15 protein-coding genes are annotated in these 11972 nt (G+C 46.1%); 13 read left to right on the forward strand and 2 right to left on the reverse strand.

The annotated features are described in order from the left end of the window. Positions 1–105 precede the first annotated feature (105 nt). The 5 genes from kefG (at position 106) to NB463_RS18540 (ending at position 4414) form a co-directional block, all read left to right on the forward strand. Positions 106–699 (forward strand): glutathione-regulated potassium-efflux system ancillary protein KefG, encoded by a 594-nt coding sequence (gene kefG / locus NB463_RS18520; RefSeq protein WP_005397668.1) that lies wholly within the window; start codon positions 106–108, stop codon positions 697–699. Beyond that, positions 683–2479, forward strand: coding sequence for a glutathione-regulated potassium-efflux system protein KefB (gene kefB, locus NB463_RS18525; protein ID WP_046874533.1), 1797 nt, complete (start codon positions 683–685; stop codon positions 2477–2479). The genes kefG and kefB overlap by 17 nt, the downstream gene beginning before the upstream one ends. A gap of 33 nt (positions 2480–2512) precedes the next feature. Beyond that, the gene (locus NB463_RS18530) at positions 2513–2713 is read left to right on the forward strand and encodes a YheV family putative zinc ribbon protein (RefSeq protein WP_005381449.1); all 201 of its coding nucleotides are present in this window, start codon (positions 2513–2515) and stop codon (positions 2711–2713) included. A gap of 92 nt (positions 2714–2805) precedes the next feature. After that, positions 2806–3342: a peptidylprolyl isomerase gene (gene slyD, locus NB463_RS18535; protein ID WP_047010415.1), complete on the forward strand. Its 537-nt coding sequence runs from the start codon at positions 2806–2808 to the stop codon at positions 3340–3342. A gap of 130 nt (positions 3343–3472) precedes the next feature. Continuing rightward, complete coding sequence (locus NB463_RS18540; protein ID WP_258430863.1) at positions 3473–4414, forward strand: isoaspartyl peptidase/L-asparaginase family protein; 942 nt, start codon at positions 3473–3475, stop codon at positions 4412–4414. Positions 4415–4498: 84 nt separating this feature from the next. On the opposite strand, the gene NB463_RS18545 is transcribed toward NB463_RS18540, so the two are convergent. Further along, positions 4499–4726 (reverse strand): SlyX family protein, encoded by a 228-nt coding sequence (locus NB463_RS18545; RefSeq protein WP_053807777.1) that lies wholly within the window; start codon positions 4724–4726, stop codon positions 4499–4501. Continuing rightward, positions 4723–5709, reverse strand: coding sequence for a WD40 repeat domain-containing protein (locus NB463_RS18550; protein ID WP_053807778.1), 987 nt, complete (start codon positions 5707–5709; stop codon positions 4723–4725). The genes NB463_RS18545 and NB463_RS18550 overlap by 4 nt, the downstream gene beginning before the upstream one ends. Positions 5710–5837: 128 nt before the next feature. On the opposite strand from NB463_RS18550, the gene fkpA reads away from it, so the two are divergent. From fkpA to fusA, 8 genes are all read left to right on the forward strand, one after another. Next, entirely contained in the window at positions 5838–6620 is a 783-nt protein-coding gene (fkpA, locus tag NB463_RS18555; protein ID WP_005397659.1) for an FKBP-type peptidyl-prolyl cis-trans isomerase, read from the forward strand. Positions 6621–6763: 143 nt separating this feature from the next. Further along, positions 6764–7486, forward strand: coding sequence for a helix-turn-helix transcriptional regulator (locus tag NB463_RS18560; RefSeq protein WP_031780643.1), 723 nt, complete (start codon positions 6764–6766; stop codon positions 7484–7486). Beyond that, positions 7483–7878 carry a sulfurtransferase complex subunit TusD gene (tusD, locus tag NB463_RS18565; protein ID WP_046874531.1) on the forward strand — a complete coding sequence of 132 codons (396 nt, stop codon included), beginning with the start codon at positions 7483–7485 and terminating at the stop codon, positions 7876–7878. The genes NB463_RS18560 and tusD overlap by 4 nt, the downstream gene beginning before the upstream one ends. Then, positions 7875–8231: a sulfurtransferase complex subunit TusC gene (gene tusC / locus NB463_RS18570; protein ID WP_005397648.1), complete on the forward strand. Its 357-nt coding sequence runs from the start codon at positions 7875–7877 to the stop codon at positions 8229–8231. The genes tusD and tusC overlap by 4 nt, the downstream gene beginning before the upstream one ends. Positions 8232–8238: 7 nt before the next feature. Beyond that, on the forward strand, positions 8239–8520 hold the full coding sequence (gene tusB, locus NB463_RS18575; protein ID WP_053807779.1) for a sulfurtransferase complex subunit TusB: 282 nt from the start codon (positions 8239–8241) through the stop codon (positions 8518–8520). Between the two features lie 177 nt (positions 8521–8697). After that, on the forward strand, positions 8698–9072 hold the full coding sequence (gene rpsL / locus NB463_RS18580) for a 30S ribosomal protein S12 (RefSeq protein ID WP_004399892.1): 375 nt from the start codon (positions 8698–8700) through the stop codon (positions 9070–9072). Positions 9073–9173: 101 nt separating this feature from the next. Next, a complete protein-coding gene (gene rpsG / locus NB463_RS18585) occupies positions 9174–9644 on the forward strand; it encodes a 30S ribosomal protein S7 (protein ID WP_005382796.1) in 471 nt (156 codons plus the stop codon). A 75-nt stretch (positions 9645–9719) separates the two neighbouring features. Beyond that, positions 9720–11819, forward strand: coding sequence for an elongation factor G (fusA, locus tag NB463_RS18590; RefSeq protein ID WP_005397643.1), 2100 nt, complete (start codon positions 9720–9722; stop codon positions 11817–11819). The last annotated feature ends 153 nt before the right edge of the window (positions 11820–11972 follow it).

Here is an 11972-nt window from a genome sequence, read left to right on the forward strand (position 1 = left end):
GGGGTATTGGCCGGAAAAGTCGATTGATTCGCTTTAATTGCATTATGCTGTACAAAAAAGTATAACAATTTGATAACGGATAAAAATAACCACAAGGACGCCCATTTGGCTGTTGCACCGTCTATTCTCCCAAGAGTTCTGGTCATTTATGCTCATCCAGAGCCACATAACTCGATTGCTAATCAAGTGATGATTAAAAAAGCTCAGTCGCTTGAACACGTCACTGTGCACGATCTTTACGGTGTTTACCCTGACTTCTTTATTGATGTGAATTACGAACATGAGTTGTTGCTCACGCATGATGTGATCGTGTTTCATCACCCGCTTTATATGTATTCATGCCCAGCCCTGTTAAAAGAGTGGTTGGACCGAGTGCTGGGCAAAGGTTTTGCTTTTGGCGGAGGTTCGGCGCTAGAGGGAAAATACTGGCGCAGTGTGATTACAACGGGGGGGAAAGAAGAGGCCTTTAGCGCGAAGGGGTACAACAAATATCCATTAGAGCAAATCTTACAACCGTTTGAACTGACGGCCGCCTTGTGTCAAATGCACTGGATTGAACCTTTGGTGTTGTATTGGTCGCGTAATGTCTCGGATATTGAGCGGTATGAGCACGCCGAGTTGTATCGTCGGTGGTTGAACAACCCACTTGAAAACTGGGAAGCAACAGACCAAGGAGGTCAGTATGGCGATAACCAGTGAGTTTCTTCAAAGTAGCGTGGTCTTTCTCTCAGCCGCGGTTATTGCGGTACCGATTGCTCAGCGTCTCGGACTTGGCTCGGTTTTAGGTTATTTACTTGCCGGTGTGTTGATTGGCCCTTGGGGCCTTGGCTTAATCAGTGATGTTGATGCTATTTTGCACTTTGCTGAACTTGGGGTCGTGTTGTTACTGTTCTTGATCGGCCTTGAACTAAATCCTAAAAAACTGTGGCAAATGCGAGGACCGATTCTAGGCTTAGGCGGCGCGCAGGTGGTGGTTACGACCGCCGTGCTGGGCAGTGTCGTCAGTATGTTCGGCGTAAGCATGCAAGTGAGTTTGGTGATTGGGATGGGATTGGCACTGTCCTCGACGGCAATTGCTCTAAAAGTGATTGAAGAGCAAGGGCTCAATGGCACCGAAACGGGTCAATCTGGTTTTGCTGTATTGCTCTTTCAAGATATTGCCGTGATCCCAATGTTGGCAATGTTGCCCTTGCTTGCTGGCGGGCAGAGTGGCGGTAGTTGGTTGGATGTCTTCACGGTATTAGGCAGTGTAGTGGCCCTGTTGATTGGTGGCCATTTCTTATTGCGTCCACTATTTCGCTTTGTTGTGATGAGCGGCGTTCGTGAGCTCTTTACCGTCGCCGCATTGTTGGTTGTGCTTGGGATTTCTGTCGTGATGCAAAAGCTCGGGCTTTCTATGGCTCTAGGGACTTTCTTAGCCGGCGTTCTGCTGGCTGAGAGTGAGTATCGACATGAATTGGAAATCGCTATCGAGCCGTTTAAAGGTTTGTTGTTGGGGTTGTTCTTCATCGCGGTTGGCATGGCGGTAAATTTGGGGTTATTGGCATTACACCCTTTAGAGATTCTGGGCGCGGTGGTGGCTTTGGTCGTGGTTAAGGGCTTGGTTTTGTATGCATTGGCGAGAGCTGCCCGTGTCGGAGCCAAAGCGAGAAGCCGTATGGCCGCGATTTTAAGCCAAGGTGGTGAGTTTGCCTTTGTCATATTTACCGCAGCGAGCCAAGAGGGCATTTTATCCAAAGAGCAAGTAGCGTTTTTGTTGGTGGTGGTTAGTTTATCCATGGTGACGACACCACTTTTGCTGATGGGACAAAAAAAATGGTTTGCTCATACCCTGAATCAAGAAGAAGAGGGCATGACCACGAAAGTAGTGGATCGTCGTCCACGTGTGATCATTGCAGGCTTTGGACGTTTCGGTCAGATCGTTGGACGTTTAATGTATGCCAATAAAATCAAAGTGACGGTATTAGAAAGTGATGCCAGCCAAATCCACCTACTGCGCAAGTATGGTTACAAAGTGTTTTATGGCGATGCTACCCAAATTGATCTTTTGCGGGCTGCTGGCGCAGATAAAGCAGAAGCATTGGTCATTTGTACCGATTCACCTGATGAGGTGATGGCCATCGTTGATATCTGCCGCGTGCACTTCCCGAAACTTAAGTTGCTAGCCCGAGCAAGAAGCCGTGTCGAGGCGTATCAGTTAATGAGCCACGGTGTCGAGAATTACTCTCGTGAAACATTTTTAGGGGCATTAGATCTCGGTCGCCAAGCGCTCGTAGAACTTGGTATGCACCCTTATCAAGCAAAGCGGGCAGAAGCACATTTTCGTAAGTTAGATAATGCTATGCTTAAGGACTTATTGCCTCAGCACAATGAAGATAAGAAATTGGCTCAGAGAGCGAAAGAGGCACGCAAAGAGCTAGAAGAAATATTTGGTCGTGAGATGGAGAGCGACCATCAGTCACCTAATCATTGGAAGTAGTACTTGAGCCAAGACTCAAGCTAAGGAAATAGCGTGAAAATCAAGAAACGTTTTATTGCCGGCGCTAGCTGCCCAAATTGCAGCCAGCAAGATACCCTGCGCTGGTGGATTGAAAATAATATCGAGTTAGTTGAGTGTGTCGAGTGTGAGTTTACTGAGCAGCGTAAACCGCAATCTGTAGAGAAAAATAAACACTCAGATCAGGAAATGATCGGAATTTTTAAGCCGGAATAATTGAACTTCGATAATTGATCCCCATAATACACCCAGATATCTCAGTACTTAACCCCATTCAGGTTAAGTCAATTAATCTCCCTGGAGTTAGTATGAAAATTGAAAAGAACGTTGTTGCAAGCCTTGCATACAAAGTAATGTTGGAAGACGGTGTGGTTGTTGATCAATCAACAGCAGAAGCGCCTCTAGATTACCTTCACGGTCACAACAACCTAATCACTGGTCTTGAAAAAGAGCTTGAAGGTAAAGTGGCTGGCGACAAGTTCTCAGTAACGGTAGCTCCTGAAGAAGCTTACGGCGAGCATAACGATGCGCTAGTACAACGCGTTCCTGCGGATGTATTCCAAGGCGTTGATCAAATCGAAGTGGGCATGCGCTTCCTAGCTGACACTGACCAAGGTCCAATCCCTGTAGAAGTAACAGAAGTTGACGGCAACGAAGTGGTTGTTGACGGTAACCATATGCTAGCTGGTCAAACACTAACTTTCGAAGTAGAAGTTATGTCTACACGTGAAGCAACAGCAGAAGAGATCGAACACGGTCATATCCATCAAGCTGGTGGTTGTGGTCATGACCATGATCACGACGATGAAGGTTGCTGTGGCGGCGGTAGCTGTGGTTCTCACTAATCACAAGCTCCTTCACTAGATAATCTTATCTAGTGAAGCTTTGAAAAGCGCAAGTTGAGGTTTCAACTTGCGCTTTTTGTTTATCTAAGGTGTAGTGCATAGAAGAAAAGAACAACTCATGGAAAAAGCGATGACAAAACCTTTCTCGATTGCGATTCATGGTGGCGCAGGCACCATTTTACGTGAACAGATGAGCAATGAACTTCAGCAATCCATCTTGGCTGATTTGGAAGCGTCGGTAAAAGCCGGCCATCAAATTCTTGAGGAAGGCGGCGACGCTTTGGATGCAGTTGTTTCTGCAGTAAAAGTGTTGGAAGACTCGCCTAACTTTAATGCGGGTAAAGGCTCGGTGCTGACCAACAACGAAATGGTAGAAATGGACGCCTCTGTCATGGATGGTCGAAACCAAGCCGCAGGCGCGGTCGCTGGTGTTCGTCATATCAAGAATCCAATTGAGCTCGCTCGTGACGTGATGCGAAACAGCAATCACGTGTTGTTGGTGGGTGAGGGCGCAGAGAAGTTTGCTTTTGAACAAGGCCATGAGTATACCGAGCAAGATTACTTCTTTACTGATCGCCGTTATGAGCAGTTGCTGTCTATGCGTGAGAAAGGGCTGTTTGCTTTGTCGGAATCTCGTTACCCGGATGATCGTAAACATGGCACCGTCGGAGCAGTAGCGTTGGACCAACAAGGTAACTTAGCCGCTGCCACCAGCACGGGTGGCGTAACGAATAAGCAATATAATCGAGTTGGGGATTCGGCTTTGATAGGCTGTGGCACGGTGGCCGAAAATGGCGTTGTCGCGGTTTCAACTACGGGTGTCGGTGAGTTTTTTATCCGTAAACGTGTCGCAGAAGACGTCGCCGCGCGGATGCGTTACTTACAAGAAGATATTCACACTGCTTGTGAGCATATTATTCAGGGGGAACTGAAAGAGATGGGCGGCGAAGGCGGTTTAATCGCAATTGACGCGCAAGGTGAACTGCACTTTGCGATGAACAGCTCTGGCATGTACCGAGCTGGCATTAATACGCAAGGCGAGTTGAGCGTCAAAATCTACGCTGACGAATAGCTTCCTCTTGAGCAACATTCTTAAGTAATCAATACAACAAAGCCCAGAACACGTTCTGGGCTTTATGCTATTTGAGCCTGCATTTTAATAATGCGGTGGTGGGGTTTCTTCTGACGGATCGGCTAAATTTGACGAGTCAATATTTTTTACTTTACCTACCACATATTTCATCTGATCGAGCATCTTAGTAATTTGCAGTTGCTGCTGCGATAAGGCGCCGTTCAGATCTTCAATAGTCTGTTCTTGGAACGCAAGCTGACATTCTAAGTCATTAATGCGTGCTTCCAATTGCTGAATGATTTTTTCTGTCATGATCCGTTCTCTAACTGCCAAGCTTGGGCAATACCTGCTGAAGTAGCAGTAATTACGCGTTGTTTTGAATCAAAGGCTGCATCATACACGACCGCACGGGGAGGGCGAGTGTCTTTTTTTGGCTCCACTTCAAATCCGCCAATCCGTTTTCCGGTTTGAGTATCCCATATTGAAACGCGGCCAGAAGGCGTTCCTGTCACTAACTGAGTTCCGTCATCAGAAAACCGCGCAGTAGAGAAGATCAATTGGCGTGACCAACTGCTCAACCGTGTGACCTCTTGTCCAGTTTTTAAATCCCAAACAATCGCTTGGTTTCCGCCATCGGATGTCATTGCTAACTTGCCATCTCGTTGCAGGGCAACACGAACAACCCGTTGTTCATGTTCGAAGGTCCGCAGCACTTGTCCGGTTTCGGTGTTCCACAAATACGCTTTGTAGTCATTACCACCAGTTAGGGCGAAGCGCCCATTAGGAGAAATGGCGACGGAATTGACTTTTTCACGATGCGCAAGGAACTCCAAGCGACGTCCGGTGACTAAGTTGACGTAAATTGCTTTACCGTTGGATAACCCGAGCAGAACTTGCTCACCGTTACTGGTGATATCAACGTCGCGAATGAGCGCATCAGAAATAGACCAAAGGCCTTCGGATTGCGTCCAACCTAAGTCCCAAACTGCGAAGTTCATTTGGCTCGCTGTGACTGCATAGCGACCATTGTCTGAGATACGAATATGGGATACCACGTTGGCATCGGCATCGAGCTCACCCAGGTTGGCTAGTTGTTCATTTTGCTCTAGGTCCCACAACATCAAATGGTGTTGCTGAGAATAGAGCAGAGCAAATCGTCCATCTCTGCTAAGTGCGAAGCTCGTCGCACCCTGAGGCTCTATCGGCCAACGGTGCACTTCACGCTCGGCGAAAAAGCAACCATTTAACGTGGTGATGACAATTAAATATAGGAATAAATGAGAAATTCTTTGCATCACATCTAATAATCCGGTTTGTGTCTTAAGACATATAGCTAGTATATTGGTATAACGATTGTCTTCACTAGTCTCATAGAAGATTTGTGCACAACAACCAATGGCAAAGCCATTATTGGGAGAATTTAATGAAATCAGTTTTAAAAGTGTCGCTACTTGCTGCAACAGTTATGCTAGCGGTAGGTTGTCAGAAAGAAGAAACTAAAACAGAAGCCGCACCTCAAGCAGAACAAGTTCAAGCAGAAACCGGTAAAGCGGTTCACTTTAAAACCGACGACGATAAAGCGGCATACGCAATCGGTGTTTCATTTGCTAACTACCTAAGCACAAGCATCGACAAGCCAAGCGAAATCGGCATTAATCTTAACAAAGACTTGGTACTAAAAGGTATCGAAGACGTCTTCAAAGGCAATGCTGAATTGAATGAAGAAGAAACACGTGCAGCACTAGAATCTCTAGATAAGCGTGTTGCTGAAAAGATGCAAGCACAAGCTGCTGAGAAAGCAGCTGAAGCAAAAAAAGCTGGCGATGATTTCCGTGCTGAGTTCGAGAAGCAAGAAGGCGTAGTGAAGACAGATACAGGTCTTCTATACCAAGTTATTACTCCTGCTGAAGGTGAGAAGCCAAAAGACACTGATACGGTTCAAGTACACTACAAAGGTACGCTAATCGATGGTACGCAATTTGATAGCTCTTACGATCGTGGTGAACCTGCAACCTTCCCACTTAACCGTGTAATCCCAGGTTGGACAGAAGGTGTTCAGCTAATGCCTGTGGGTTCTAAATTCAAATTCGTTATCCCGCCAGAGCTAGCATACGGTGATCAAGACACACCAAGCATTCCTGCTAACTCAACGCTAGTATTTGAAGTTGAGCTGCTAAAAGTTGAGAACGACAACGCAGAGCAATAACAATAAGCCGCGATAAGTTATTGAAAAAGGTCCGTTTAACGGGCCTTTTTTGTTCTAGGTCACTAGTTGGTGAGTTTGCTAGGTTGATTTTCAAATTTTCTGATAAACTTACACCAATTTGTTGATTTTTCGCTCGAAGGCTTATGACAACTACAGAAACAATAAACGCGGAGATGTTGCTCGAAATGGAATCCGTTAACGTGATGCCGTTTACCGAGCACGACAAAATCATTTTAAGATCTTATGAGGCGGTCGTTGATGGTATCGCCAGCCTGATAGGTCCCTTTTGTGAAATCGTTCTTCACTCGCTAGAAGACTTAAATACCTCTGCAATTAAAATCGCTAACGGTGAAAACACGGGTCGCCAAGTCGGCTCACCGATCACTGATTTAGCGCTTAAAATGCTAAAAGACATCGAAGGCTCGGAGCGCAACTTCTCACGTTCGTATTTTACCCGTGCAAAAGGTGGCGTGTTGATGAAGTCGATCACTGTTGCCATTCGTAATGGTGAAAATCGCGTGATTGGTTTGTTGTGTATCAACGTCAACTTGGACGCGCCCTTCTCGCAAGTCCTTCAATCTTTCATGCCAACGCAAGAAGCAAAAGAAGCGGCTTCCTCGGTTAACTTTGCTAGTGACGTAGAAGAGCTGGTGGACCAAACTGTTGAACGCACCATCGAAGAGATCAATGCGGATAAATCCGTATCGAACAACACCAAGAATCGCCAAATCGTGATGGAATTGTACGACAAAGGCATCTTCGATATTAAAGATGCCATCAACCGCGTTGCAGATCGTCTTAACATTTCAAAACACACCGTCTACTTATACATTCGTCAACGTAAAACCGAGGACGATGAAAAGTGAGTAAACTGACTTACACGTTGGTGGTGAACGGTCCTGTTTACGGTAGCCAGTCAGCGCGCAGTGCTTATCAGTTCGCCAAGGCGGTGATTGAGCAAGGCCATCAGTTAGTGAGCGTTTTCTTTTATCAAGAGGGCGTGACCAATGGTACTGCTTTGAGTGTGCCAGCCAACGACGAATTTGATCTCAATAAGGCATGGCAATCTTTGGCAAAAGAGCATGGTGTTCGTCTAGAAACTTGTGTTGCTGCGGCTTTGCGTCGTGGGATCGTAAGTGAAGAAGAAGCGAATCAACATGGTTTGGTCCAGAGCAATCTAGCGGAAGGTTTTGAGCAAGCCGGCTTAGGTAGCTTAGCCGAAGCGATGTTAACCCAAGACAGAGTGGTACAGTTTTGAGTCAGCTAACTTATCTATTTCGTAGCGCACCGCATGGCAGTGCGGCTGGCCGTGAAGGTGTGGATGCACTATTAGCCGCGTCGGCTTACTGTGAAGATATCAGCGTCATTTTCATGGGAGATGGGGTTTACCAGCTTCTACTGGGACAAGAACCGAGTAAGATCTTGAGCAAAGATTATGCGCCGATGCTGAAGCTTTTCGATTTATATGATATTGAACAAGTCTTTGTGTGCTCAGAGTCATTAGCTCAGCGAGGTTTGGCTCAAGCGGACTTAGTCATTGAAGCTCAAGCGTTAAGCTCAGAGCAGCTCAAAGATAAGTTGCAACACGCTGGCAAGCTACTGTCTTTTTGAGGAAGTTATGTTACACATCATAAAAACGGTCTCCGCTCTAGAAGACGCCATGCCCTTATGTAGTTGTAGTGCACAGGATGACATCTTACTTATAGAAGATGCCGTGTACGCTGCTAACTCGCAGCATAAAGCGTTTTCCCACCTAAAAAACCGCAGTGTATTTGTGCTAGAGAGCGATATTAACGCTCGCGGTATTGCGAATCGTATCAGTCCATCACTGACGATCGTGAATTACTCAGGCTTCGTTGAGCTCACAGTTAAACAGGATAAATCGCTTACTTGGGATTGAACGTGATTTACTGTCGCTAAAGCTTTACGGATGAATTGTCCTAATTGAACAAAAAAGATCCGTATATTTCTTGACACACCTCTCACTGCTGCATAGAATTTTGCGTCCCTAACTGCAATGGTGGTTGGGGATAGATTTTTCACAAAGCTTACTTTCAAGTAAATCAGGAGCTAGTTAATGGCAACTATTAACCAGTTGGTACGTAAGCCTCGTGCAAAGCAAGTTGTTAAAAGCAACGTGCCTGCACTAGAAGCGTGCCCACAAAAACGTGGTGTATGTACTCGTGTTTACACTACTACACCTAAAAAACCTAACTCAGCACTTCGTAAAGTTTGTCGTGTACGTCTGACAAACGGCTTCGAAGTTACATCGTACATCGGCGGTGAAGGTCACAACCTTCAAGAGCACAGTGTTGTACTAATCCGTGGCGGTCGTGTAAAAGACCTTCCGGGTGTACGTTACCACACTGTTCGCGGTGCACTTGACTGTGCTGGCGTTAACGACCGTAAACAAGGTCGTTCTAAGTACGGTGTGAAGCGTCCTAAGTCTTAATGGATTCCGTTAAGTAAGGCCAAACACTAAATTATTTTTAATTTTTTGAAAAAACTGAAAAGTTTTGGATAAAACCTGAAGAAGACAACGGAGATAAATCCATGCCACGTCGTCGCGTCATTGGTCAGCGTAAGATCCTTCCAGATCCAAAATTCAAATCTGAATTGCTGGCAAAATTCGTTAACATCCTAATGGTTGACGGTAAAAAATCTACTGCAGAGAAAATCGTTTACACTGCACTAGATGCTATGGCTGAAAAGTCTGGTAAAGACCACTTAGCTATTTTTGAAGAAGCTCTTGAAAACGTACGCCCAGCGGTAGAGGTTAAATCTCGCCGTGTTGGTGGTTCAACTTACCAAGTACCTGTAGAAGTACGTCCGGTTCGCCGTAACGCACTTGCTATGCGTTGGTTGGTTGAAGCTGCGCGCAAGCGTGGTGAAAAATCTATGGCTCAACGCCTAGCAGCTGAAATGCTAGACGCGTCTGAGAACAAAGGTACTGCGGTTAAGAAACGTGAAGACGTTCACCGCATGGCTGACGCAAACAAAGCGTTCGCTCATTACCGCTGGTAATACCTTCTGTGCTGCGAGGTTCTCTCGCAGCACTTTTCTATACTCTAAGGTACACCTTAGTAAGAGGATACAATCGTGGCTCGTAAAACTCCTATTGAGCGCTACCGTAATATCGGTATCTGTGCTCACGTAGATGCAGGAAAAACAACCACAACTGAGCGTATTCTGTTCTACACTGGCCTTTCTCACAAAATCGGCGAAGTTCACGATGGTGCTGCAACCATGGACTGGATGGAGCAGGAGCAGGAACGTGGTATCACAATCACATCCGCTGCGACTACTACATTCTGGCGTGGTATGGAAGCACAGTTCCCTGAGCATCGCGTAAACATCATTGATACCCCTGGACACGTTGACTTTACTATCGAAGTAGAGCGTTCTCTTCGTGTACTTGATGGTGCTGTGGTTGTGTTCTGTGGCTCATCTGGTGTTGAACCTCAGTCTGAAACTGTATGGCGTCAAGCAGACAAATACCACGTTCCACGTTTGGTATTTGTAAACAAGATGGACCGTGCGGGCGCAGACTTCCTACGCGTTGTGGACCAAATTAAAAATCGTCTTGGTGCGAACCCTGTTCCAATCCAACTGAATGTTGGTGCAGAAGATGAGTTCAGAGGTGTCATCGACCTTATCAAGATGAAGATGATCAACTGGAATGAAGCCGATCAAGGCACTTCGTTTACTTACGAAGACATCCCAGCTGACATGATCGAACTTGCTGAAGAGTGGCGCAACCACATGGTTGAATCCGCTGCTGAAGCTAGCGAAGAGCTGATGGACAAGTACCTTGAAGAAGGTGAATTGACTGAAGCTGAGCTCAAACAAGCTCTACGTACTCGTACACTAAACAACGAAATCGTACTGGCCACTTGTGGTAGTGCGTTTAAGAATAAAGGTGTTCAAGCGGTACTAGATGCAGTGATCGAGTTCTTGCCATCGCCGGTTGACGTACCTGCAATTAAAGGTGTTGACGAAAGAGAAAATGAAGTTGAGCGTCACGCTGACGACAACGAACCATTCTCTGCGCTAGCATTTAAGATCGCGACTGACCCATTCGTGGGTACGCTAACGTTCATGCGTGTTTACTCTGGTGTAGTAAACTCCGGCGACGCTGTTTACAACTCTGTAAAAGAGAAGAAAGAGCGTTTCGGTCGTATCGTTCAGATGCATGCGAATAAGCGTGAAGAAGTAAAAGAAGTTCGCGCTGGTGATATCGCTGCTGCTATCGGTCTGAAAGACGTAACAACAGGTGACACACTGTGTGATCAGAACCACAAAGTGATTCTAGAGCGCATGGAGTTCCCTGAACCAGTTATTCAGATTGCTGTAGAACCTCGTTCTAAGGCAGACCAAGAGAAAATGGCTATCGCGCTAGGTAAACTGGCTGCGGAAGATCCATCATTCCGCGTGGAAACGGACGACGAATCAGGTCAGACTCTGATCTCAGGTATGGGTGAACTTCACCTAGACATTATCGTTGATCGTATGAAGCGTGAATTCAGCGTTGATTGTAACGTTGGTAAACCTCAGGTTGCTTACCGTGAAACCATTCGTGGTAAAGCGGAAGTTGAAGGTAAGTTTGTTCGTCAATCAGGTGGTCGTGGTCAATACGGTCATGTGTGGGTCAAACTTGAGCCTTCTGAACCTGGCGAAGGTTTCGTATTCGTAGACGAAATCGTGGGTGGTGTGATTCCTAAGGAATACATCAGTTCGGTATCGAAAGGTATCGAGGAACAAATGAATAGTGGTGTTCTAGCGGGTTACCCTGTACTAGATATTAAAGCTACACTATTTGATGGTTCTTACCACGATGTAGACTCAAGCGAGATGGCGTTTAAGATCGCTGGCTCGATGGCATTCAAGAAAGGTGCACTAGAAGCACAACCTGTGATTCTAGAACCAATGATGAATGTCGAAGTAACCACTCCGGAAGACTGGATGGGTGACGTTGTTGGTGACCTAAACCGTCGTCGCGGTATCATTGAAGGCATGGACGAAGGTGTGGCTGGTCTTAAGATCATCCGTGCTCAAGTACCACTATCTGAAATGTTCGGTTACGCAACTGATCTACGTTCTGCAACTCAAGGCCGTGCGTCTTACTCTATGGAGTTTCACGAGTACGCTGAAGTGCCGAAAAACTTCGCAGATAAAATTATTGCAGAGCGTGGTTACTAATTGACGATTGAACTACAAAAAGTTTACGACTTTTTGCGAGATCAGGGCGTCCAAATATTGCGCTAACGGGCGTTGGCGCATAAAATAACAATTTCTGGCGCGTCGTCGATCAATAATGATCACGACGAATCATAACTAGGAAGGAACACGATC

Origin of the sequence: Vibrio sp. RM-41-2B, assembly GCF_024744415.1 — a bacterium.
Lineage (GTDB): Bacteria > Pseudomonadota > Gammaproteobacteria > Enterobacterales > Vibrionaceae > Vibrio > Vibrio diabolicus.

Coding starts and splice junctions, on each gene's coding strand:
- slyD (WP_047010415.1), top strand. CDS start 2,806: ATGAAAATTGAAAAGAACGTTGTTGCAAGCCTTGCATACAAAGTAATG.
- tusB (WP_053807779.1), top strand. CDS start 8,239: ATGTTACACATCATAAAAACGGTCTCCGCTCTAGAAGACGCCATGCCC.
- fkpA (WP_005397659.1), top strand. CDS start 5,838: ATGAAATCAGTTTTAAAAGTGTCGCTACTTGCTGCAACAGTTATGCTA.
- NB463_RS18550 (WP_053807778.1), bottom strand. CDS start 5,709: ATGCAAAGAATTTCTCATTTATTCCTATATTTAATTGTCATCACCACG.
- NB463_RS18545 (WP_053807777.1), bottom strand. CDS start 4,726: ATGACAGAAAAAATCATTCAGCAATTGGAAGCACGCATTAATGACTTA.
- NB463_RS18540 (WP_258430863.1), top strand. CDS start 3,473: ATGACAAAACCTTTCTCGATTGCGATTCATGGTGGCGCAGGCACCATT.
- rpsG (WP_005382796.1), top strand. CDS start 9,174: ATGCCACGTCGTCGCGTCATTGGTCAGCGTAAGATCCTTCCAGATCCA.
- kefB (WP_046874533.1), top strand. CDS start 683: ATGGCGATAACCAGTGAGTTTCTTCAAAGTAGCGTGGTCTTTCTCTCA.
- rpsL (WP_004399892.1), top strand. CDS start 8,698: ATGGCAACTATTAACCAGTTGGTACGTAAGCCTCGTGCAAAGCAAGTT.
- NB463_RS18560 (WP_031780643.1), top strand. CDS start 6,764: ATGACAACTACAGAAACAATAAACGCGGAGATGTTGCTCGAAATGGAA.